Here is a 22,047-nt window from a genome sequence, read left to right as displayed (position 1 = left end):
GAGTCGTCCCTTGAGTCTGTTTCATTCCCACGATCATCACGACCACGGCGGTCACGGCCATGGGCATCATCATGGTCATCATCACCACGGCGAAGCGTCGGGGCCGGTGGGCTTTCCTTGGCGCCGTGCCGCGCTGGCGGCGGTGCTGATCGCGTTTGCCGTGGCGGCCGCGAGCCTGGTGCAAGTGCGCTCCGGCGAAGCGACGGTCGTCACCCGTTTCGGTAACCCGGCCCGGGTGCTGCTCGAACCTGGCCTGAGCTGGCGCTGGCCCGCGCCGTTCGAAGCGGCCATTCCGGTGGACCTGCGTCTGCGTACCACGTCCAGCGGCTTGCAGGATGTGGGCACCCGCGACGGCTTGCGCATCATTGTGCAGGCCTATGTCGCCTGGCAGGTGCAAGGCGACCCGGACAACGTCAAGCGCTTCATGCGCGCTGTGCAGAACGAGCCGGACGAAGCAGCGCGGCAGATCCGCACCTTCGTCGGCTCCGCGCTGGAAACCACCGCGGCGAGCTTCGACCTGTCGAGCCTGATCAACACCGATGCCAATCAAGTGCGCATCGGCGATTTCGAAAACCAGCTGCGCCAGCAGATCGACAAGCAATTGCTGACAACCTATGGCGTACGCGTCCTGCAAGTGGGCGTGGAGCGTCTGACACTGCCTTCGGTGACGCTCAACGCGACCGTTGATCGGATGCGCGCCGAACGTGAAACCATCGCCACCGAACGCACGGCCATTGGCAAACGCGAGGCGGCGCAGATTCGCTCGGCGGCAGAACGCGACGCGCGCATCGTCGAAGCGGACGCGACGGTTAAAGCCGCCGACATCGAAGCCCAATCCCGCGTCGAAGCCGCGCTGATCTATGGCCGCGCCTACGCCAGTTCGCCGCAGCTGTACAACCTGCTGCGCTCGCTGGACACCCTCGGGACCGTCGTCGGCCCGACCACCAAGCTGATCCTGCGCACCGACGCCGCGCCGTTCCGCGTGTTAGTGGATGGGCCGCCGAGCCTGGATGGAAAGCAGGACGGCAAGGCTGGAACGCAGCCATGAGTGAGCAGGACTCGACCCCGATCGAGCGTCCGGTGGTGAACAGCCCTTGGCTGCAAGCGAGCCGATTGGCGTTCATGGGTTTGTACGTCGTGACGTTGCTCGCGGCACTGGGTTGGGCAATTTCCAACGTGCGCCAGATCGACCCGCAAAATCGCGCCGTGGTGTTCCGTTTCGGCGAACTGGATCGCGTGCAGAATGCTGGTCTGTTGCTCGCTTGGCCCCAGCCGTTCGAGCAAGTGGTGCTGCTACCGTCGGCGGATCGTGTGATTGAACGTCATGTGGAAACACTGCTGCGCTCCGCGACGGCTCAGGCCGCCGACAAGGTCACCAGCTTCGCGACACCGATGAGTGACGCGCTGGCCGGTTCGGGCTACCTGCTGACGGGTGATGCTGGTGTCGTACAGCTGGATGTGACGGCGTACTACAAGGTCACTGACCCGCGCGAATTCGTGTTACAGGGCGAACATGTGCTGCCTGCGCTGGATCGTCTGGTCAATCGCAGCGCCGTCAGCCTGACGGCGGCGCGGGATCTGGACACGATTCTGGTGGCGCGTCCCGAGTTGGTGGGCGCTGACAGCCAGGCCGCCGAGCGCCGCGAGCGTCTGCGGAGCGATCTGGTGCAAGGCATCAACACGCGCCTCGAAGACTTGACCGCGACGGGTGTTGGCTTGGGCATCGAAGTGGTGCGGGTGGACGTGCAGTCCAGCCTGCCGCCGGCTGCCGTCAACGCATTCAACGCGGTGTTGACTGCCAGCCAGCAAGCCGATCAGGCCGTTGCCAATGCCCGCACCGATGCCGAAAAGCAAAACCAGACCGCTAACCAGCAGGCCGATCGCACTTTGCAGGTCGCCCATGCCCAGGCGTCCGAGCGACTGGCCAAGGCGCAGACCGACACCGCTGCCGTCACCGGTCTGGCGCAGTCTATCCAGAACAAGAGCGACCCCGGTCTGCTGCTGCGGCTTTACCGCGAGCGTGTGCCGGGCATTCTCAAGCAGGCCGGTTCCGTGACGACGGTCGATCCCCATGACGATTCACGCCTGATCATTCAGGGAGCCGACAAATGAGTGGCGAAGCCGCACACACCCATACCCAGGATCATCACCACGCCGATGCGCCTGCCCCCGGCAGCATGCTGACCGGTACCGAGCAGCGCAGCGCCGCCCGGCAATTGACCTTGGCGATGCTCGCGTTGGGCCTGTTGGCACTGGGGCTGGTCTGGCGATTCTTCGCCCCAGAGCAGGTCGGCGTCAGTCAATTGCTGTTGGGCGCCGCCTCGCTGCTGGTGGCGATTCCCGTGGTCAGCGCAGGCTGGCACAGCCTGCGTTACCCAAGTCTGCACGGGATCACCGATCAACTGATCGCCCTGGCGATGCTCGGCGCCTGGGCCACGGGCGACCTGATGACCGCAGCATTGCTGCCGATCATCATGATCTTCGGCCACGTGCTGGAAGAGCGCAGCGTCATCGGCTCGCAAGAGGCGATCCAGGCTCTCGGCAAGCTGACCCGCAGCCATGCGCGGCTGATCGGGGCGGACGGCACGATTCGCGAAGTGGACAACGGCTCTCTGGTCGCCGGGGATCGGGTGGAAGTGCGGGCTGGTGATCGCGTGCCGGCCGATGGTCTGGTGATCTCTGGCCAAGCCAGCCTCGACACCGCGCCGATCACGGGAGAATCAGTGCCTCTCGAAGCGCGCGCGGGCGTGGAAGTGTTCGGCGGCGCGATCAACCTCGACGGCCTGCTACGCATCGAAGTGACGCGCATCGGTGACGAGTCGACGCTGGGCAAAGTCATCGCCCTGATGCAAAACGCCGAACGCTCGAAGCCGCCGATCACGCGATTGCTGGAACGCTACGCGGGCAGCTACTTGGTCCTGGTGTTGCTGATCGCGGCGGTCACCTGGTTCATCACCAACAACGCGCAGGCCATGCTCGCTGTGCTGGTGGCGGCCTGCCCTTGTGCGCTGGTGTTGTCGGCGCCGGCCACGGCCATCGCAGGAATCGCGGTCGCAGCGCGGCACGGCATCCTGATTCGCAGCTCAGCGTTCCTCGAAGAACTCGCCGACCTCACGTCGCTGGTGGTCGACAAGACTGGCACCCTGACCTACGGCAGCCTTCGCCTGCAATCGGTACAGGCCGAGGAGGGGGCGCCTGATGACCTGGTCACCCTGGCGGCCAGCCTCGGTTCGGCCAGCAGCCACCCGGTCAGTCGTGCACTGGCCGGGCTTGTGGAAAAGGATCAGTTGCTGGCCCTTGAGGACATTCGCGAACGCCAAGGTTTGGGTGTCCTCGCACAAACAGCGAAGGGCGAAGCGGCGATGGGGCGCCCGGAGTTGTTCGCGCAATTGGGGATCCAGACCTCGCCCGTGCCTAATCACGACGGTCCGATTGCCGGACTGGCGGTCGATGGCGTGTTCCTCGCCTGGCTGCTGTTGGCCGACAGCCTCAAGCCGGAGGCGCGGCTGGCGCTGAGCGAACTGCGTGAGCTGGGGATGGGGCGCCAGCTGCTGTTGACCGGCGACCGCCAAAGCGTGGCTGACAGCGTCGGTGCCGAGGTCGGCATCGGCGATATTCATGCGCAGGCCTTGCCGGAGGACAAGCTCAATCGGGTGATGGGCGAGATCGAGCGCGGCTTCAGACCCATGGTCGTGGGCGATGGCATCAACGATTCGTTGGCCTTGAAAGCCGGGGTGGTCGGCGTGGCGATGGGGGCGGGCGGAGCAGATATCGCGCTGGCGTCCGCTGACATTGTGTTGATCGGCAGCGATCTGCGCCGTCTGGGGACGTGTGTGCGACTGAGTCGTCAGTGCAGGTCCACCTTGCAGGTGAACGTGATTATCGGGCTCGGCTGGACGCTGGCGATTGTCGCGCTCGCAGCCTTCGGCATTCTCGGTACGGCGGGAGCGATGATCGCCGCCGTGTTGCACAATCTCAGCACTCTTTTGGTACTGGGCAATGCGGGCCGCCTGTTGCGTTTCCACGAGCCCATCGCGAAATTTCACACGACTTCGTAAGCCATTGATTCGGCGCCCTCTCTGAGAGCGCCGATGTAGACGTCTGCATTAAGTATAAAAATTCGCTTGAGCTTTGAATCAGTCTGTTACAAATTACCTGTCATTCAAGAAGAGGGTGCTCCAATGCAGGCTTCACATTGGCTCATAACCTTGGGCATAGATTGACCCGGCAGTAGGTTCTTCGCAGTACGTCATAAAAGCCGATAGCCTGACGGTTCCTACTCTGGAGCCGGTTTTGGACTACCCTTTTCCGTGTTTCTGGATCAGGGGGTGTTTTCAATGCTCGCGCAACTTCCACCGGCGTTACAGAAGCTTCACTTACCACTGCGACTCAAGCTCTGGGATGGCAATGAAGTCGAGTTGGGGGCTGACCCCAGCGTCACGATTGTCGTCAAGGATCCCTCGCTGGTGTCCGATTTCACCCACCCTAGCCTTGACCTGCTGGGCAGCGCCTTCGTTGAGGGGCGTCTGGAGCTCGAAGGTTCGATCAGCGAAGTCATGCGTGTTTGCGACGAGTTGACGGCAGCGCTCGTGGACGAGGATGACGATGTTGTGCCGGTGCGCACCGAGCACGACAAGGAAACCGACGCCAAGTCGATCTCCTATCACTACGACCTTTCCAACGACTTCTACCGGCTGTGGCTGGACAAGGAGATGGTCTATTCCTGTGCGTACTTCAAGACCGGCGCCGAGACGCTGGAGCAAGCGCAGCAGGACAAATTCCATCACCTGTGTCGGAAACTGCGCCTGAAGCCGGGCGAATACCTGCTCGACGTGGGTTGCGGTTGGGGCGGGTTGGCCCGCTTCGCGGCCCGAGAGTACGGCGTGAAGGTGTTCGGCATCACGCTGAGTCGCGAGCAACTGACGCTGGCGCGGGAGCGGGTAAAGGCAGAGGGACTGCAGGATCGAGTCGAGCTGCAACTGCTCGATTATCGCGACCTGCCGCAAGATGGCCGTTTCGACAAGATCGTCAGTGTCGGCATGTTCGAACATGTTGGCCATGCCAACCTTGAGCTGTACGCCAAGTGCCTGTTTGGCGCGGTGAAGGAGGGTGGTCTGGTGATGAACCACGGCATCACTGCCAAGCATACCGATGGTCGTCCCGTTGGACGCGGGGCAGGAGACTTCATCGACCGCTATGTGTTTCCAAACGGCGAATTGCCGCATCTGGCGATGATCAGCGGCTTCATCAGTGAAGCGGGGCTGGAGGTGGTGGACGTGGAAAGCCTGCGTCTGCACTACGCCAAGACTCTCGACCACTGGAGCGCACGGCTGGAAGAGAAGCTCGACGTGGCGGCGGCGATGGTGCCGGAGCAGGCCTTGCGGATTTTCAGGCTGTACCTGGCAGGTTGCGCGTATGGGTTCTCTAAGGGGTGGATCAATCTGCATCAGATTTTGGCAGTGAAGCCGTTTGCCGACGGCAGCCACGACCTGCCCCTGACGCGGGATGATCTTTACGCTTAAGCGCTGACAGAGCACCACGGGGTCCTGTGAGAGCCGGCTTGCTGGCGAAAGCATCAGTTCAGTCGCACAAAGGTTGACTGACACACCGCTTTCGCCAGCAAGCCGGCTCCCACAACGTGTTGCCATGCCTTCACAAGATCGGTGAAATCAACCGCGCCACACGCATCCCCAGTTGCTGTAAATGGTGGGTCTCTTTGCTCTCTTCGATGGAAATCTCGTGGGCCTGCGCGAAGTCCTCGGTCAGCATCGCCTCCACTTCCCGCGCAAAGGCCTCGTCCACGGTCAGCAGCATCAATTCGAAGTTAAGACGAAACGAGCGGTTATCCAGGTTTGCGCTGCCGATCGCCGAAATCTCGTTGTCCACCAGCACCACTTTCTGGTGCAGAAAGCCCGGCTTGTAGCGAAATATCCGGACACCCGCGCGTACGGCCTCGAACGCGAACAGACTGGACGCCGCATACACCGTGTAATGGTCAGGCCGCGACGGCAGCAGCAGACGTACGTCGACGCCGCGTAACACCGCCAGACGCAGCGCTGCCGATACGGCCTCATCGGGAATGAAATAAGGCGTGGTGATCCACACTCGCTCAGTCGCGGCGTGAATCGCTTCGACGAAAAACAGCGAGCAGGTTTCCTGGGGATCGGCCGGGCCGGTGGCAAGGAACTGACAGAGAACGCCGTCTTCGGGATAGCTTTCAGGCAGGATCAGCGGCGGCAGCTCGCGGGTCGCCCAGAACCAGTCCTCGGCGAATGACTCCTGCAAGCACGCCACGACCGGGCCGACAACCGACACATGGGTGTCCCGCCACGGCGCAAGCGGCGGTTTGAGTCCCATGTACTCGTCGCCGACGTTATGCCCGCCGACAAAGCCCTTTACGCCGTCGACGACGACGATCTTGCGGTGATTGCGGAAATTCACCTGAAAGCGATTGAGCCATCCACCGCGAGTGGCGAAGGCTCTGATCTGCACACCGCCAGCCCGAAGCTTTTCGATGTAGCTGGCCGGAAGGGAGTGGCTGCCAATACGGTCGTACAGCACGAAAACCTCAACCCCTTCGGCCGCTTTCTCAAGCAGCAGCGATTGCAGACGACGCCCCAAACCGTCGTCATGAATGATAAAGAACTGCACGAACACCACGCGCCTGGCCGCGCGAATCCCGTCGAAAATGGCGGTGAATGTCGCGTCGCCGTTGATCAGCAGTTTCACCTCGTTGTTGGCGAGGCAGGGCATGCGCCCGAGTTTGGGCATGGCGCGCAAAGACTCATAGGCATCGGAGCGCCGCGCCGCGACGGCCTCTTCAATCCAGGGTTTCCAATTGAAATCGACGATCGCATTGCGCATCTCAGTGTTGGCTTGGCGCCGTGCTTTGATGTAAGCGTCGAATGTGCTGCGGCCGAACACCAGATAGGGAATGATCGTGATGTACGGGATAAAAATCAGCGGCATGGCCCACGCAATTGAGCCTTGTGCGGTGCGCACAGTCAGCAAGGCATGAATCGCTGCTACGATGCCAAGCAGGTGAGTGAAACCCAGCAGATAGCCAAAGAAATACGGGCTGTGATAATCCATGCGCAACCTTGTGCTCGACGCGTATAGGTGTCTAACAGACCACAGCAGATGGGGATTGTCGCTATTTTATTGTGGCTGCAACTGGCTATCAGTTTCGTCGTCTAAGTGTCATCGTCTGGCGGCCATGCCTGGACTCCCAGCTCCCGTATTCAATGGTTTTAGTGCACATAAAGGAAACAGGTTCATGAAAAAGCGCGTATTGGCGTTGATGGTTTGTCTGGCTGCGCCCTTCGCTCAAGCGCAAGTGCTTCAGCCCGGTTTGTGGGAGTTGACGTCGAGCAACATGCAGGTCGACGGTCAGCAAATGCCAGACATGCAAGTGATGCTTGCCCAGCTGCAAATGATGGCGCCGCAACAGCGCGCCGCCATGGAACAAATGTTGGCAAAACAAGGCATTACCCTCGGAGGTCAAGGTGTGCGGGTCTGCCTGACGCCTGAGCAGGTTAAAAATGAGCAGATTCCGCTCACTGATCCCAAGACCGGTTGTACGCAACAAATCACGGATCGCAACGGCGCGACCTGGAAATTCAAATTCAGCTGCCCTCGTGCGCAGGGCACAGGTACAGCCCAGTTCCAGAGCGATCGTCAGTTCACGACACACGTCATCGGGTCCTTCAACGCTACGGGCCAGCAGCAAAACGGCAGTATGGACACCAAAGCAGTCTGGCTTGGCCAGAACTGCGGCACCGTCAAACCCCGCACCTGAAAATTGCCGAGCCACCCTTCTGAACGTCCCGCCCGCCGGGGCGTTTCCGTTTTTCCTCTCTCAATAACGATCCTGTTCCACGTGGAACATCTTGTTGTTTCACATGAGTTTTTGGCCGTTACCCATTGTTTTACGGCATAAAAAGCTCACCGTTTCTGAAATAAGCTTCATCTTCACGCAACGGGCGGCATGTTATATTGTTACGAAGAGTGTCGTTTCAACCCGGGCTGCAATGCTCATTTTCTTTCGGAACGTGTCATGCATCGACGTCAAATGCTGCTCAATATGCTTTTGGCCAGCGCCGCCTTCGCGCTTCCTTTTTCGGTCAACGCTGCCAATGCTGCGCAAATTCGAAATGCCCGACTTTGGCGTTCTGATAACAAGCTGCGATTGGTCTTCGATCTGAGTGGCCCGGTGCAGTACAAGACCTTCACGTTGAGCGCCCCTGAACGCATCATCATTGACGTGAGCGGCGCGCGGCTGGCAGGCAATTTTCCCGAATTGGCCTTGGAGAACACGCCGATCAAGGCGATTCGTTCCGGTCATTTCGGCCAGGGCGATACGCGTATCGTGCTCGACCTTGCTTCACCAGTGCAGCTCAACAGTTTTCTGCTCGGACCGGAAGGCGCGCAGGGCAATCGGTTGGTGGTTGATCTCGGCCACGATCTGAAGCCTCAAGTGCCCGTGCAACTGGCGGCGGCCCCTGGGGCGTTGGCCAAGCAACCGCCTGCGCCGGTGCTGGATAAGGCGCATCCCAAGCGCGACATCATGGTGGTGGTTGATGCGGGTCACGGCGGAAAAGATCCAGGCGCTGTGGGTTCCAGAGGCGAGCGCGAGAAAGACGTGGTGTTGTCGATCGCACAGTTGCTCGCCAAACGGTTGAAGCGCGAGAAAGGCTTCGACGTGCGTTTGGTGCGTAACGACGACTTCTTCGTGCCGCTGCGCAAGCGCGTCGATTTCGCCCGTAAACACAATGCCGACATGTTCATTTCGGTCCATGCCGATGCGGCGCCCAGGCTGACGGCCTCTGGCGCATCGGTGTTCGCGCTATCGGAAAATGGTGCGAGTTCGGCAACTGCGCGCTTCATGGCTCAGCGTGAAAACGGCGCGGACCTCATTGGCGCCAACAGCCTGCTGAACCTGAAAGACAAAGACCCGATGCTGGCGGGCGTCATTCTCGACATGTCGATGAACGCGACTATCGCGGCCAGCCTTCAGCTGGGCCACACGGTGTTGGGTAGTCTGGAAGGCGTCACGACGCTTCACCAGAAACGCGTAGAGCAGGCCGGATTTGCCGTGCTGAAGTCGCCGGACGTGCCATCGATTCTGGTCGAGACCGGTTTCATCTCAAACAGCCAGGACAGTCAGCGTCTGGTGACAGCGCGTCATCAGCAAGCGGTGGCAGACGGTTTGTTCTCGGGCATGAAGCAGTATTTCGAAGCCAACCCGCCAGCGGGCTCATTCATCGCCTGGCGGCAGGAACAGAAGGCGGCGGAACAGGCGGTCGTTTAACGACAGCCCATCACGCGATCACAGGTGATCTTGCTCCGGCTGCCGCTGGAGCTGGACACTCGGCTGATTGTCGTCCAGCCGACTTTCTGGATGTATCCCACCCAGGCCTCGCCATCCGAGGCCAGCCCCGTGAAAAACGTCATCGCGCCATAACGGCTGTTGGTTTGCGCCCACGTGCGATTGGCCACGCTTTCATACCCGCGCAGATACATCGTCGTACCCTTCATCGCCACGCTGTATTGATTGTCGTAGGCGTCGACGCACGCTAATAGCGTCGCACTGCGCGTGCACAACGCTTGATCCAGCTTTGGCGACGGTGGTGCCGCCCATGCGTGGGTGCTCAGTAGCAGAGCGACACACCCGGCAGAAACGCAGAGAACCCTGATCATCGAGTGGACCTTGTAAAAAGCGTTAACAGATTTGTATTGTTATACTATAACGTAAATAACCTTTGAATCCTGCTACCTGATGAGACCGTCATGAACCGCCTCCCCGTTACCGTTTTGTCCGGCTTTCTCGGTGCCGGTAAAAGCACGCTGCTCAATCATGTCCTGCGCAACCGTGAGGACCTGCGTGTCGCTGTCATCGTCAACGACATGAGCGAAATCAACATCGACGGCAGCGAAGTGCAGCGTGACGTCAGCCTTAATCGCGCCGAAGAGAAACTCGTCGAGATGAGTAACGGCTGCATCTGCTGCACCCTGCGCGAAGACCTGCTGGAAGAAGTCAGCCGCCTCGCCAATGAGGGGCGCTTCGATTACCTGCTGATCGAATCCACAGGCATCTCCGAGCCGATGCCTGTCGCCGAGACGTTCACCTTTCGCGACGAGTCTGGACAGAGTCTCGCCGATATCGCGCGACTCGACACCATGGTCACCGTGGTCGATGGCCTGAATTTTCTGCAGGATTATCTAGCCGCGGAAGGTCTGGACAGCCGTGGCGAAACGATGGGCGAAGACGACGAGCGTTCGATCACCGATCTGCTGATTGAACAGGTCGAGTTCGCGGACGTGATTTTGATCAGCAAAATTGACCTGATCAGCACCAGCGACCGGCTGGAGCTGATGGCGATTCTCAAAAGCCTCAACAGCCAGGCCGAGATTTTGCCGATGGTGATGGGTGCTGTGCCGCTAGGCAAGATTCTCGATACCGGCCGTTTCGACTTCGAGCGGGCGGCCCAAGCGCCCGGCTGGCTCCAGGAGTTGCGCGGCGAACACACGCCTGAAACCGACGAGTACGGCATCGCCTCGACGGCCTATCGCGCGCGCCGTCCGTTTCATCCGCAGCGTTTCTTCGACTTCATCAACCAGCCGTGGACCAACGGCAAACTGCTGCGCTCAAAGGGCTTCTTTTGGCTGGCGAACAAACACCAGGATGCGGGCAGTTGGTCGCAGGCGGGCGGACTGATGCGTCACGGATTTGCCGGCCGCTGGTGGCGTTTCGTGCCCAAGGCACATTGGCCGCAGGATGAGGAAAGCACGCAGGTCATCCTGCGCAATTGGCAAGCGCAGACCGGGGATTGCCGTCAGGAACTGGTGTTCATCGGCCAGAACATCGACTTCACGCGACTGACGGCTGATCTCGATGCCTGCCTGCTGACGGATGTCGAGATGGCAGCGGGCGTTGAGACTTGGGCTCAGCTGGACGATCCGTTCGGTGACTGGCACGGTGAGGCCGCGTAACGCGATGTAGACCTGTGGGCGTGCGCTGGCTGACGAAGACTGACGTACATCCGATGAAGCGGCTGCCAAGGCACAGGCCTCTTTGTGAGCAAGCTCACCCCCACAGAATCGTTGAGACGGAGCCAGAGTGTTCACTGCGCCTTCCAAACGCCTTTGCTCTGCTGCTCGCAGAATGGCTTGAGGAACGCTGCGTCGCTGGCCACGCCGTAATAGTGAATGTTCTGCCGATAAGGCATATTGGCAACTTGCGCGTTGCTGCACTGGCCAAAGGACCCGGTGGGACACTGTTCGGCGTAGGTCACTTCGGTCTTCTGGCCCTTAAGCTGAGGTTTGCAGAAGCCGTCGTGGAATAAATCAGGCGGGATAGTGAGATTCTCCTGGCAGACTTTCACGTCAAGCCGCTCGGCCTGACTGTGCACGACACAGGATTCAGCCCACGCCTGACTCGACGTCATCGTCCACCACACCAACGCCAGCCGCGCGGGCAGCCAGATTGCTCGCATTGATTACCTCCGTCTGCGCTCGTTTTTCGGGAGCGGCGTTCAAGAATGGCCGGACATGCTGCAGAACATCCCCACTCATGTGATTGCTGGCCCTTTGGGCGCAGGCAAGACCAGTCTGATAAAGCATCTGCTGGCGCAGAAACCCGCAAATGAACGCTGGGCCATTCTGATCAACGAATTCGGCCAGATCGGTCTGGATGCCGCACTGCTCAGCACGGCGCAAGATGGTATCGCACTTGGCGAGGTGGCTGGCGGTTGCCTGTGCTGCGTCAACGGCGCGCCGTTTCAGATTGGGTTGGGTCGGTTACTGCGCAAGTCCCAGCCAGACCGATTGTTCATCGAGCCGTCCGGCCTCGGCCATCCCGCTCAACTGTTGAAGCAACTGCGGGAGGCGCCGTGGGCGGGGGTTCTGGCCATCCAGCCCAGCGTGATCGTCCTCGACGCTCAAGCGCTCGCGGCCGGAAAACCGTTACCGCTGACGCAGCAGGCGGCCGTTGAGAACGCCGGATTGCTGGTGCTCAACAAATCGGCAGGGCTGGACGCGGCGGTTCAGCGCTTGATCCTTGAAACCTTGCCGGCGCGTGCCGTGTTCTGGGCTGAATCTGGCGCCTTGCCGTTGGAGCGCCTGCCCGGCGTCAATGAACAGGCCAAAGAGGGTGTGGATAACTTCGCTGCTCCGCGATCCCTCGCACAAATGCCTGAGGTTTGGACCGACCCGATGCTGCCGATTTGTCTGTGCCAGGCGCAAGCGGAAGGGTGGAGCATTGGCTGGCGCTGGCACCCAAGTAGTGTGTTCGACGCGGCCAAGGTGCAGGATTGGTTGCAAGACGTTGAATGGCGCAGAGCCAAGCTGGTTATCCACAGTGCGGACGGGTGGGTGTCTGCTAATGCGCTGAATGGAAGCGGGCTGGAATGGGCATCGAGCGAATGGCGCAAGGACTCACGCCTGGAGTTGATCTTCGACGAGCCTCGGGACGAGTCACGACTGACCGCTCAGCTTAAGGCCTGTCTGATCCCGCGCCAGTAATGCACACCGCTCATTGCTTCCATTTGTTGTGTTCTTGCCGCCACTCGGCGAGCTGGATGATTTCAGCCGTCGGTTTGGGGTCTTTGATTTCAAATGGATAGGGCGCCAGTTCTATCTGCGCGGTATGCGCGCCGAACATCGTGATCGTGCCGGGGTGACGTTGCTCCCCGGTTACCGTGAACTCGAAGTTGTAAACGCGAGCTAAACGCTTGCGGCCCTCATTGTCGCGCTTGAGGGCAATGCGCCGCAGCGCGACATTGCCATCGAGCAACTCGATGTCGAGCTTGGCACAGTGCTGTTTCACACGTTCCAGCGCCCGTTCACGTAGACCATGTGAATGCCACAGCCAAGCGCCAGCAGTCGCCAGCAGCATCAGGACGAAAATATTGCCCAAGGTCAGCATGAAAGAGAGCTCCGACAGAAGACGTCCAGCTTAACTGCGTCAGGTGACCGACAGCCATAGCCCGCTCGTTTAATTTCGCTTCACTTCGTCCGCCTGCGCTGCAGCTGAGCGTTATGGCTACCGTTACCCAGTGGACTGAGGATGTCCGCGCCATGGCGAGCGCGGTAGGCCAGATGCAGACGCGTTGAGCGGCCCATAGCATTCGCCAGCAAGCCGGCTCTCACAGGACGTGTTATGCCCGGGCGGCCCTGTTGTTCAAACGCCATCCTCGCGAATTTCGCGATACCGCTTTTCCAACTCCTGGCGCAATTGACGACGCTGCTGTGCCTGCACGTAGCGGCGTTTGTCCTCGCTGGTCTGCGGGGACAGCGGCGGCACGCTGGCAGGTTTGCGCTGATCGTCCACGGCCACCATGGTGAAGAAACAGCTGTTGGTATGACGCACGGAGCGTTCACGGATGTTCTCCGTCACCACCTTGATCCCGACTTCCATGGACGTATTGCCGGTGTAGTTCACCGAGGCCAGGAACGTCACCAGTTCACCGACGTGAATCGGCTCGCGGAAAATGACCTGATCCACCGACAGCGTCACGACATAACGACCGGCGTAGCGGCTCGCGCACGCATAGGCGACTTCGTCGAGGTACTTGAGAAGGGTGCCGCCGTGCACGTTGCCAGAAAAGTTGGCCATGTCCGGGGTCATCAATACAGTCATCGACAGCTGGGCGTTTCCGGGTTCCATAGCGTGCTCACGGTCTGGTTGAGTCAATTGACACCTCGGGTGGGTGCTCTAAGAGAAATTGGCGGTCAAAACCAACGTTATCGGGACGCTGGCAGCTGCGCTGTCGTCACGCCCGGGGTCGATCTGTTTCCATATATTGCACCGGCTTTACCCGCTTTTGTGCAGTGTTAACCTGCGAAAGCCCTTGGATGGGGTATTTCCTGCATTCCGCTCAGAAGTTTCTGGCACTGCTTGGCGTTTCTTCACAGTGCAGGTGTCTGCTTTTCAGCGTGAACGCGCACCGTTGAGTCGTCACAAGGAGCCGCGCCATGCATGCCATCAGTTTCATTCAGGATCTGGCCGTCATCATGCTGGTGGCGGGCGTGGTGACCGTTCTCTTCCATCGATTCAAACAACCGGTCGTTCTGGGCTATATCGCCGCCGGCTTCATCATCGGCCCGCACACGCCGCCGTTCGGCCTGATCCACGACGAAGACACAATCAAGACGCTCGCCGAGCTTGGGGTGATCTTTCTCATGTTCTGCCTGGGCCTTGAATTCAGCCTGCGCAAGCTGTTCAAAGTCGGCGCAACGGCATTCATTGCCGCTTTCCTTGAAATCATGCTGATGATCTGGATCGGCTATGAAATCGGCCAATATTTCGGCTGGAGCACCATGGACTCGCTGTTCCTGGGGGCGATCCTGGCCATTTCGTCCACCACGATCATCGTCAAAGCGCTCAATGATCTGAAGATGAAAAACCAGCGCTTCGCCCAGCTGATCTTCGGCGTGTTGATCGTAGAAGACATTCTTGGCATCGGCATCATCGCGCTGCTGTCGGGCATTGCCGTCAGCGGCACAGTCAGTTCCGGCGACGTGTTTTCCACAGTCGGCAAACTCTCTTTGTTCATGATCGTCGCGTTGGTCGTCGGCATTCTGCTGGTGCCGCGGTTGCTGGCCTACGTCGCCAAATTCGAAAGCAACGAGATGCTGTTGATCACGGTATTAGGGCTGTGTTTCGGGTTCTGCCTACTGGTGGTGAAGCTCGAATACAGCATGGTGCTGGGGGCGTTCCTGATCGGCGCGATCATGGCCGAATCGAAACAACTGGCGAAGATCGAGCACCTGATAGAGCCCATTCGCGACCTGTTCAGCGCGATCTTCTTTGTCGCCATAGGCTTGCTTATCGACCCGCAGATCCTGCTTGCCTACGCATGGCCCATCGCTGTGATCACCGTGGCTGTAGTGCTGGGCAAGATGCTGTCCTGCGGCTTGGGCGCATTCATCGCGGGTAACGACGGAAAAACGTCGCTTCGCGTCGGAATGGGTCTGTCACAGATTGGTGAGTTTTCCTTCATCATCGCGGCGCTCGGGATGACGCTACAGGTCACCAGCGATTTCCTCTACCCGGTTGCAGTGGCCGTGTCGGCGATCACTACATTGCTCACGCCCTATCTGATTCGGGCTGCTGATCCCTTATCCCACACGCTTGGCGCAATCATGCCTACACGCGTCGCGCGAGTTTTCGGTCTCTACGGGGAATGGTTGCGCAGCATTCAGCCACAAGGGCAGGGCGCTTTGTTGGCGTCGATGATCCGCAAGATCCTACTGCAAGTGGGGGTCAATCTGGCGCTGGTGGTGGCGATCTTCTTTTGCGGCGCTTATTTTGCCGAGCGCATCGGCGATTATTTCAGCGAATGGGTCAGCCAAGTAGGTCAGCAAAAAGCCTGGATCTGGGGCGCCTCATTGCTGTTGTCGCTGCCGTTCCTCATCGCGGCCTATCGCAAGCTCAAAGCGCTTTCGATGCTGCTGGCGGAGATGAGCGTCAAGCCAGAAATGGCGGGCAGGCATACGGCGCGGGTGCGGCGGGTGATTGCCGAAGTGATCCCGTTGCTGTCGCTGGTAGTGATTTTCCTGCTGATCGCGCTGCTGTCGGCGAGCATGTTGCCGACCCACGAGTGGTTGCTGGTGATCGTGATCGTAGCGTCGGTGGTGGCGGCGGTGTTGTGGCGCTGGTTCATCCGCGTGCACAGCCGCATGCAGATCGCATTGCTTGAAACCTTGGGGAATCATCAGGAGCCTTCAGAGCATTGAGCCGCTGAAGGCGCCCTCTTGTGCGTGGGCAATGTCTCAGCTTTCGAGCCAGACGTCCCGCGCCCAGTGCCAGACCGATTCCCAACTCTCCTCGGTGACGAGTTCTTCCTCGCCAGACCACAGCACCACCGTGCCGTCTTCCTCGACGCAGTAATAGTCTTCGCCGTCTTGGCAAATGGGAATCAGGTCGCGAGGGACGCCAATGTCCCAAGCGTTTGCCGCCACATCGGGCAGGTAAGTGTGTGATTGTGGGTCGGTGACGGTCACCGGCTCCAGGCTGCCGTATACCACGTCGCTGACGGTCAGCAGAAATTCCTTGAACACAAAAGGAATGTTGATGAACAGCTGCTCTTCGATTTCGACGAGTTGGTCTTCGTCCGGCAGTTCGAGCGGGACGGGAACGGGCTCATTGACTTCACGGAGTTGTTCGATGACTTCTTCCACGACGTGGATCCTCTAACGATTTTCGCGGTTTATACAGTAGCTCAAAGACTTCACCAAATTAACCGTGCCCTTTAAAAACAAAACCCCGGACACAATCCGGGGTTTTGACTAGAGCGAGGCTGCAGAGTTTCAGGCGTTCTGGCGAATACCTGCTACCAGCCAAGGCTGGTTTTCGCCAGGGGCGCGTTCCATGTTCCAGCTTTCGCTGAAGACTTCGCCCTGGTCGAAGCGAGATGTTTTCGACACGCCGCTGAAGGTCAGGGTAGCGATGGTCTTGTCAGCCCGGTCGTCGACGCCTTCAAGTTGCACATTCAGGTTATCGATGTAGGTGGACTGGAAGCCGTCGCCCAGATCTGCACGCTCTTTCTTCAAGAACTGCAGCATCTGTGGGGTCACGAACTCGGAGATTTTGTCCATCTCGTTCGCGTCCCAGTGTTGTTGCAGCGACTGGAAGTGATTACGCGCGGCTTCGATAAAACGTTCTTCGTTGAACCACGCAGGTGCGTTGATCACCGGGCGGGCCGACGCAGCAGGCGAACCACCGAACATCGAATTAGCGTTCTGGGCGGGCTGTTGCTCAAAGGTTTCACGCTGATACGGCGCGCCAGCCGGAGCCATTTGCGGCTGCTGCTTGCGTCGACGTGCGGCAATGAAGCGGAAGATCACAAAAGCGATGACCGCCATGATCAGGATGTCGAAGAACTGCATGCCTTCGAAACCACCGCCCATGAACATGGACGCCAGCAGACCACCGGCAGCGATGCCGGCCAGAGGGCCGAGCCACTTGGAAGCACCGCCCGCAGCAGGCGCAGGACGACCGGCAGCGTTAGGTGCAGCGGCAGGAGCGGAAGGAGCTGTCTGACGCGCCTGGTGGGTTGGCGCCGAGCCCATGCTCTTGCCACCACCGAAACGCGCGGCATTGGCATCCAGACTCATGGTGAGCCCGATGACCAGCGCCAAAGCGATGCTTAGAAAACGTTGCATATTGGGAATTCCCGTTTTGTGGATTGCACGCGCGCCATATTGAACAGGACACATGTGTCTGACCAGCGGCCATATGTTTCTGGCTTTTGCGTGAATCTCAATCACCCGTGTACTACTTGGGCTGTAGGGCGGTTGAGAAAGTTCTGTAGGAAAGATGGGGGCTAGCTGTAGGAATGCAAGCAAAACCGCGTTGATCAGCGTAGGAGCGCGCATGCCCGCGGTTGCGGTGTGTCAGAAACAATCATGCGCAGACACTGCAATCGCGGGCAAGCGCGCTCCTACAAGGTTGCGTCGACGCTCAAACCGGCTCCAGCTTGGCGTAGCCCAACATCAGCCATTTGCTGCCTTCCGAGAAGTTAACCTGGACGCGCGCCTGAGCGCCGGATCCTTCAAAGTTGAGGATCACGCCCTCGCCAAACACTGCGTGCTGCACACGCTGCCCCAGCGCGAACTGGCTCTGCGGAATGCCTTCGCCGTCGAACAGACGGCTCGGCGCCATGGTCTTGGAGCCACCGAAAGGGCGCGTGACGCTGTTGGACAGGCGCACTTCCTGAATCAGATTTGGCGGAACTTCACGTACGAAGCGCGACACCTTGTTGTAAGTCTCGCTGCCGTACAGGCGTCGCGTTTCGGCGTAGGTCAGCACCAAGTGCTGCATCGCCCGAGTGATCCCGACATAGGCCAGACGACGTTCCTCCTCGAGCCGCCCTGGCTCTTCGAGGCTCATCTTGTGCGGAAACAGGCCTTCTTCCATGCCGACGAGGAACACGTAAGGGAATTCCAGGCCCTTGGCGCTGTGCAGCGTCATCAACTGAATGCTGTCTTCGTGCTCATCGGCCTGGGTGTCACCCGCTTCCAGCGACGCATGGCCCAAAAACGCGGCCAGCGGTGTGAGGTCTTCCTCTTCTTCGCTGTTTTCAAAGGCGCGAGCGGCGCTGACCAATTCTTCAAGGTTTTCTACCCGAGCCTGGCCTTTCTCGCCTTTTTCTTCCTGGTGGTACGTGATCAAGCCGGATTGCTCAATGACGGTCTGCGTCATCAGGTGCAACGGCATCTCCATGACCTTGGCCGACAGGTTCTCGATCAGCTCGATAAAACCGGCCAAGGCGCTGGCTGCACGCCCGGTGACGCCTTTGTTGGCGACCAGCAGGCGCATGGATTCCCACATCGACACATCGGCGTGGCGCGCGTGTTCGCGAATCGCCTCGACGGTTTTCTCGCCGATGCCACGGGGCGGTACGTTGATGACCCGCTCAAGCGCAGCGTCATTGCCACGGCCTTCCAGAACCCGCAGGTAGGCCATGGCGTTTTTGATTTCGGCCCGTTCGAAGAAGCGCTGACCGCCATAAATACGGTAGGGGATGCGTTCGCGCAGCAAGGCCTCTTCCAGCACCCGCGATTGGGCGTTGGAGCGGTAGAGAATGGCGATGTCGCTGCGGGACATGCCGGTCTTGATCGCGCTTTCGATGGTCTCGACCACGTAGCGCGCTTCATCGTGTTCGTTGAATGCCGCGTACAGGCTGATCAGTTCCCCGTCGCCGACGTCGGTCCACAGCTCTTTGCCCAAACGCCCGCTGTTGTTGACGATCAGGCCGTTGGCGGCTTTCAGAATGCTCGCCGTGGAGCGGTAGTTTTGCTCCAGTCGAATCGTCTCGGTGTCGGGGAAATCGTCGGAATACTGATGAATGTTCTCGATCTTCGCGCCGCGCCAGCCGTAAATCGACTGATCGTCGTCGCCGACCACCATGAGGCTGTCGCCGCCCTTGGCCAGCAGCCGCAGCCAGGCGTACTGCACGGCGTTGGTGTCCTGGAACTCGTCCACCAGCACATGACGGAAGCGGCGCTGGTAATGCTCCAGCAGGCTTTTGTTATCGCGCCACAGGTCCAGCGCGCGCAGCAGCAATTCCGAGAAATCGATCACGCTGGCCCGCTGGCACGCCGCCTCGTAGTTCTCATAAATAGCTTTCATGGTGCTCAGGAACAGATCGCCGGACGGCTGGATATGCTTGGGCCGCAGCCCTTCATCTTTCTGTCCGTTGATAAACCACTGCGCCTGACGTGCGGGCCATTTCTGCTCGTCCAGGCCCATTTCGCGAATCACGCGTTTGACCAGACGCTGCTGATCGTCGCTGTCGAGGATCTGGAAGTTCTGATTGAGCCCGGCTTCCTGCCAGTGTGCGCGCAGCAGGCGATGCGCCAGTCCGTGGAAGGTGCCGACCCACATGCCTGCCGGGTTGATGCCCATCAACTGCTCGATGCGGTGCCGCATCTCGGCGGCGGCCTTGTTGGTGAACGTCACCGACAGGATCGAGTGGGGCGACGCGTTCTCAACCTGGATCAACCAGGCGATACGGTGCACCAGCACGCGGGTTTTGCCGGAGCCGGCGCCAGCGAGAACCAACTGACGACCCACGGAAGCGGCGACCGCCTGGCGTTGGGCATCGTTGAGGGAATTGAGCAGGAGGGAGAGGTCATCATTGTGCATCGGCGCATTCTAGGGTGCCGGGGGGATGGCGGGCAAACTCTAACGCTGGTCGGTCGTGAAAAGCTGTCCTTAATGTTCTGTAGGAGCGCGACTTGTCCCTGCACTCGGAGGAGCGGCTGCGTAGCAGTCGTACCGTCGGCGGCTTAGGTTTGTGTGGCACGCCATTTCTTTGCTGAGCTCCCGACAGATCGCGGGACAAGCCTCGCTCCTACGGGGGCAGCACTGCACTGGGTACCTACCATTCATGCAATTTATTCCACTGACTGTTTGGTCTGTTCTGCGGCTTGTGTATGCTCCGTCCACGTTCAAGGCCCCTAATTATAAGAATTGCCATGACTCCCAGTTCCGAAGCCCCGGCGGACGCCGTGGCAACACGACGTGTCATCCGCAAACAGTTCGCCACTCAGCTTGCCGTTGAGCGCACACGCCTTCTTTACCAAGGCTCGCTGCTGCCGACCCTGTTCATGTTCATCAACGGTTTGCTCTGCGCCTGGCTGCTCTGGAGCCCGGAACGTTACGTACTCGTCGGGATTTGGGTGGGTTGGTTGTCGGCGTTGGTGAGCCTGCGGGTTCTGCAGGTGGCAGCGTTTCGCGCGGCACCGCCGGAGCGTCAGGCGCAACCCATCTGGACGCGCATGTTTCTGGCCGGCGCCTGTGTCAGCGGATTTACGCTGTCCAGCGCGGCACTGGTGTTGGTTCCGGTGGAAAGCTTCGTGCAGCAGGCGTGGGTGTTCGGCCTGATCGGCGCGGCCACGCTCTCGGCCAGCGTGGCCTACGCCGCGAGCATTCCAGCCTTCCTGACGTTCACCGTGCCGTGCCTGCTGCCGCCCATCCTTTATCTGTTCTGGGGCGGCGATGTGCCATTACGCGGCTGGGGCTGGTTGGGGTTGATCCTGCTGCTGGCGCTGATCGTGGTGGCTGCGCAGGTCAATCGCCTGATTGAGCGGGGTTTGACGCGACGCTTCCAGAATCAGGCCCTTATCGAACACCTGCAGCAGGCGCAAGCCAGAAGCGAAGCACTCAATCACCAACTGACCCGGCATTATGAGGAGCGCGCGCGGTTCCTCTCGCATTACGACGAATTGACGGGCCTGGCCAATCGCGTGCTGTTCAATGAGCGTCTGCGCGAAGCCAATCAGCGCGTGCGCCATGGCGTCCGCACGCTGGCGCTGCTGCACATCAACCTGGACCGCTTCAAGCTGCTCAACGACAGCCTCGGGCATGAAGTTGCTGACCAACTGCTACGCCAGATAGGCCGACGCATCAGTGGCGAGCTGACAGGCGCCGATACCGTGGCACGGCTGTCGGCCGATGAGTTCGCCGTGCTGCTCGACGGTTACGGCAATCTGACCACGTTGACGCGAATGACGACCCGGTTGCTCAGCAAGTTGCGCTCCCCCGTGCTGGTGGCCGGGCACGAACTGGTGGTCAGCGCGTCTATCGGCATCGCGCTGCTCCCGGATTCCGCCAGGGATATTTCCACGCTCGTCACTCAGGCCAACATGGCGATGCAACACGCCAAGCATTTGGGCGGCAACAACTTCCAGTTCTACACCGACAGCCTGCAAGCCCGGACGCTGGAGCGCTTGCAGCTGGAAATTCAGCTGCGCCGCGCGATTGAGGACGGCCAGTTAGAGGTGTTCTATCAGCCCAAGCTTGATCTGGCCACCGGGCGCCTCAGCTCTGCCGAGGCATTGGTGCGCTGGCGCCATCCGGTACGTGGCATGGTCCCGCCAAGCGAATTCATCGGGTTGGCGGAAGAGTCCGGACTGATTGCCGATATTGGCGAGTGGGTGTTGCGTCGTGCCTGTCGGCAGGCGTGTGAATGGCAGCTCAGCGGGCTGTTGCCGATCCGGGTCTCGGTCAACCTTTCGGTGCATCAATTGCGGCAGGGCAAGCTCGTCAGTCTGGTGCGCCAGGTCCTCGACGAAACCGGGCTGAGGCCCGATTACCTGGAACTTGAGCTGACCGAAAGCCAGTTGCTGGACAGCGTCGAGCACATCATCAGCACCTTCCAGCAACTGCGCGAACTGGGCGTCAAACTGGCGATCGATGATTTCGGCACAGGCTATTCGTCATTGAGCTACCTCAAACGCTTCCCCGTGGACTACGTGAAGATCGATCAGGCGTTCATTCGGGGTCTGAACGAAAGCAGCGAGGATGCGGCCATTACTCGCGCAATCATCGCGATGGCTCACAGCCTGGAATTGAAGGTTGTCGCCGAGGGTGTGGAAAACCCTCAGCAACTGGATTTTCTTAGAGCCCATCTGTGTGATGAGGTGCAAGGCTACTTGGTCAGTCGGCCTTTGGAGGCCGGTGCAATGGGCGACGTCTTGCGCAATTGTGAAGCGATAGCCTGGAGTCCAGTGTGAAAAGTCCTACACTGCATGGCGACC

At 59.9% G+C, this 22,047-nt stretch carries 18 protein-coding genes; 10 read left to right on the top strand and 8 right to left on the bottom strand.

What is annotated here, in order from left to right; all coding sequences use genetic code 11:
• Positions 1-10: 10 nt before the first annotated feature.
• The 4 genes from hflC to cfaB all read left to right on the top strand — a co-directional run bounded on the left by hflC (position 11) and on the right by cfaB (position 5,522).
• Positions 11-1,048, top strand: coding sequence for a protease modulator HflC (gene hflC, locus B3N48_RS14355; protein ID WP_296184749.1), 1,038 nt, complete (start codon positions 11-13; stop codon positions 1,046-1,048).
• Positions 1,045-2,112 (top strand): protease modulator HflK, encoded by a 1,068-nt coding sequence (gene hflK / locus B3N48_RS14350; protein WP_296184746.1) that lies wholly within the window; start codon positions 1,045-1,047, stop codon positions 2,110-2,112. Before hflC ends, hflK begins: the two co-directional genes overlap by 4 nt.
• On the top strand, positions 2,109-4,058 hold the full coding sequence (locus tag B3N48_RS14345) for a cation-translocating P-type ATPase (RefSeq protein ID WP_296184745.1): 1,950 nt from the start codon (positions 2,109-2,111) through the stop codon (positions 4,056-4,058). The genes hflK and B3N48_RS14345 overlap by 4 nt, the downstream gene beginning before the upstream one ends.
• Before the next feature lie 279 nt (positions 4,059-4,337).
• The gene (gene cfaB / locus B3N48_RS14340) at positions 4,338-5,522 is read left to right on the top strand and encodes a C17 cyclopropane fatty acid synthase CfaB (protein ID WP_296184743.1); all 1,185 of its coding nucleotides are present in this window, start codon (positions 4,338-4,340) and stop codon (positions 5,520-5,522) included.
• Positions 5,523-5,652: 130 nt separating this feature from the next.
• Here cfaB and cls read toward each other — a convergent pair whose 3' ends face one another.
• Positions 5,653-7,092 carry a cardiolipin synthase gene (gene cls, locus B3N48_RS14335; protein ID WP_296184740.1) on the bottom strand — a complete coding sequence of 480 codons (1,440 nt, stop codon included), beginning with the start codon at positions 7,090-7,092 and terminating at the stop codon, positions 5,653-5,655.
• A 184-nt stretch (positions 7,093-7,276) separates the two neighbouring features.
• On the opposite strand from cls, the gene B3N48_RS14330 reads away from it, so the two are divergent.
• Positions 7,277-7,798, top strand: a complete 522-nt coding sequence (locus tag B3N48_RS14330; protein ID WP_296184737.1) for a DUF3617 domain-containing protein — start codon at positions 7,277-7,279, stop codon at positions 7,796-7,798.
• Positions 7,799-8,056: 258 nt separating this feature from the next.
• Positions 8,057-9,310: an N-acetylmuramoyl-L-alanine amidase gene (locus tag B3N48_RS14325; protein WP_296184736.1), complete on the top strand. Its 1,254-nt coding sequence runs from the start codon at positions 8,057-8,059 to the stop codon at positions 9,308-9,310.
• Here the strand turns inward: B3N48_RS14325 and B3N48_RS14320 are convergent.
• Positions 9,307-9,699 (bottom strand): glutamine synthetase, encoded by a 393-nt coding sequence (locus B3N48_RS14320; protein ID WP_296184735.1) that lies wholly within the window; start codon positions 9,697-9,699, stop codon positions 9,307-9,309. The genes B3N48_RS14325 and B3N48_RS14320 overlap by 4 nt on opposite strands.
• Before the next feature lie 90 nt (positions 9,700-9,789).
• Between B3N48_RS14320 and zigA the strand changes: the two genes are divergently transcribed.
• Complete coding sequence (gene zigA, locus B3N48_RS14315) at positions 9,790-10,992, top strand: zinc metallochaperone GTPase ZigA (RefSeq protein WP_296184734.1); 1,203 nt, start codon at positions 9,790-9,792, stop codon at positions 10,990-10,992.
• A 131-nt stretch (positions 10,993-11,123) separates the two neighbouring features.
• Here zigA and B3N48_RS14310 read toward each other — a convergent pair whose 3' ends face one another.
• Entirely contained in the window at positions 11,124-11,495 is a 372-nt protein-coding gene (locus tag B3N48_RS14310) for an NADH:ubiquinone oxidoreductase (protein ID WP_296184733.1), read from the bottom strand.
• Between the two features lie 55 nt (positions 11,496-11,550).
• Here B3N48_RS14310 and B3N48_RS14305 point away from each other — a divergent pair, with 55 nt between their 5' ends.
• Entirely contained in the window at positions 11,551-12,522 is a 972-nt protein-coding gene (locus B3N48_RS14305; RefSeq protein ID WP_296184731.1) for a CobW family GTP-binding protein, read from the top strand.
• Positions 12,523-12,532: 10 nt separating this feature from the next.
• On the opposite strand, the gene B3N48_RS14300 is transcribed toward B3N48_RS14305, so the two are convergent.
• Together B3N48_RS14300 and B3N48_RS14295 are read right to left on the bottom strand one after the other, a co-directional pair.
• Positions 12,533-12,925, bottom strand: coding sequence for a DUF3301 domain-containing protein (locus B3N48_RS14300; protein ID WP_296184730.1), 393 nt, complete (start codon positions 12,923-12,925; stop codon positions 12,533-12,535).
• Between the two features lie 255 nt (positions 12,926-13,180).
• Entirely contained in the window at positions 13,181-13,666 is a 486-nt protein-coding gene (locus B3N48_RS14295; RefSeq protein ID WP_296184728.1) for an acyl-CoA thioesterase, read from the bottom strand.
• A gap of 308 nt (positions 13,667-13,974) precedes the next feature.
• Between B3N48_RS14295 and B3N48_RS14290 the strand changes: the two genes are divergently transcribed.
• Entirely contained in the window at positions 13,975-15,738 is a 1,764-nt protein-coding gene (locus B3N48_RS14290) for a cation:proton antiporter (protein ID WP_296184726.1), read from the top strand.
• Positions 15,739-15,774: 36 nt separating this feature from the next.
• Here the strand turns inward: B3N48_RS14290 and B3N48_RS14285 are convergent, their stop codons facing one another.
• The 3 genes from B3N48_RS14285 to uvrD all read right to left on the bottom strand — a co-directional run bounded on the left by B3N48_RS14285 (position 15,775) and on the right by uvrD (position 19,651).
• Positions 15,775-16,182, bottom strand: a complete 408-nt coding sequence (locus B3N48_RS14285) for an SMI1/KNR4 family protein (protein ID WP_296184725.1) — start codon at positions 16,180-16,182, stop codon at positions 15,775-15,777.
• 129 nt (positions 16,183-16,311) lie between these two features.
• A complete protein-coding gene (locus B3N48_RS14280; protein WP_296184724.1) occupies positions 16,312-17,166 on the bottom strand; it encodes a Tim44 domain-containing protein in 855 nt (284 codons plus the stop codon).
• Between the two features lie 298 nt (positions 17,167-17,464).
• Positions 17,465-19,651 carry a DNA helicase II gene (gene uvrD / locus B3N48_RS14275; protein ID WP_296184723.1) on the bottom strand — a complete coding sequence of 729 codons (2,187 nt, stop codon included), beginning with the start codon at positions 19,649-19,651 and terminating at the stop codon, positions 17,465-17,467.
• Between the two features lie 332 nt (positions 19,652-19,983).
• On the opposite strand from uvrD, the gene B3N48_RS14270 reads away from it, so the two are divergent.
• Positions 19,984-22,023, top strand: a complete 2,040-nt coding sequence (locus B3N48_RS14270; protein WP_296184721.1) for a putative bifunctional diguanylate cyclase/phosphodiesterase — start codon at positions 19,984-19,986, stop codon at positions 22,021-22,023.
• Positions 22,024-22,047: the final 24 nt, after the last annotated feature.

Origin of the sequence: Pseudomonas sp. UBA1879 (assembly GCF_002338065.1) — a bacterium.
Lineage (GTDB): Bacteria > Pseudomonadota > Gammaproteobacteria > Pseudomonadales > Pseudomonadaceae > Aquipseudomonas.
Note: the sequence above shows the minus strand (reverse complement) of the source record. Positions and strands in the feature narration are given on the sequence as shown.

Excerpts from the sequence above, each read along its gene's own strand:
- hflK (WP_296184746.1), top strand. The coding sequence starts at position 1,045 with ATGAGTGAGCAGGACTCGACCCCGATCGAGCGTCCGGTGGTGAACAGC.
- B3N48_RS14345 (WP_296184745.1), top strand. The coding sequence starts at position 2,109 with ATGAGTGGCGAAGCCGCACACACCCATACCCAGGATCATCACCACGCC.
- cfaB (WP_296184743.1), top strand. The coding sequence starts at position 4,338 with ATGCTCGCGCAACTTCCACCGGCGTTACAGAAGCTTCACTTACCACTG.
- cls (WP_296184740.1), bottom strand. The coding sequence starts at position 7,092 with ATGGATTATCACAGCCCGTATTTCTTTGGCTATCTGCTGGGTTTCACT.
- B3N48_RS14330 (WP_296184737.1), top strand. The coding sequence starts at position 7,277 with ATGAAAAAGCGCGTATTGGCGTTGATGGTTTGTCTGGCTGCGCCCTTC.
- B3N48_RS14325 (WP_296184736.1), top strand. The coding sequence starts at position 8,057 with ATGCATCGACGTCAAATGCTGCTCAATATGCTTTTGGCCAGCGCCGCC.
- B3N48_RS14320 (WP_296184735.1), bottom strand. The coding sequence starts at position 9,699 with ATGATCAGGGTTCTCTGCGTTTCTGCCGGGTGTGTCGCTCTGCTACTG.
- zigA (WP_296184734.1), top strand. The coding sequence starts at position 9,790 with ATGAACCGCCTCCCCGTTACCGTTTTGTCCGGCTTTCTCGGTGCCGGT.
- B3N48_RS14310 (WP_296184733.1), bottom strand. The coding sequence starts at position 11,495 with ATGCGAGCAATCTGGCTGCCCGCGCGGCTGGCGTTGGTGTGGTGGACG.
- B3N48_RS14305 (WP_296184731.1), top strand. The coding sequence starts at position 11,551 with ATGCTGCAGAACATCCCCACTCATGTGATTGCTGGCCCTTTGGGCGCA.
- B3N48_RS14300 (WP_296184730.1), bottom strand. The coding sequence starts at position 12,925 with ATGCTGACCTTGGGCAATATTTTCGTCCTGATGCTGCTGGCGACTGCT.
- B3N48_RS14295 (WP_296184728.1), bottom strand. The coding sequence starts at position 13,666 with ATGGAACCCGGAAACGCCCAGCTGTCGATGACTGTATTGATGACCCCG.
- B3N48_RS14290 (WP_296184726.1), top strand. The coding sequence starts at position 13,975 with ATGCATGCCATCAGTTTCATTCAGGATCTGGCCGTCATCATGCTGGTG.
- B3N48_RS14280 (WP_296184724.1), bottom strand. The coding sequence starts at position 17,166 with ATGCAACGTTTTCTAAGCATCGCTTTGGCGCTGGTCATCGGGCTCACC.
- uvrD (WP_296184723.1), bottom strand. The coding sequence starts at position 19,651 with ATGCACAATGATGACCTCTCCCTCCTGCTCAATTCCCTCAACGATGCC.
- B3N48_RS14270 (WP_296184721.1), top strand. The coding sequence starts at position 19,984 with ATGACTCCCAGTTCCGAAGCCCCGGCGGACGCCGTGGCAACACGACGT.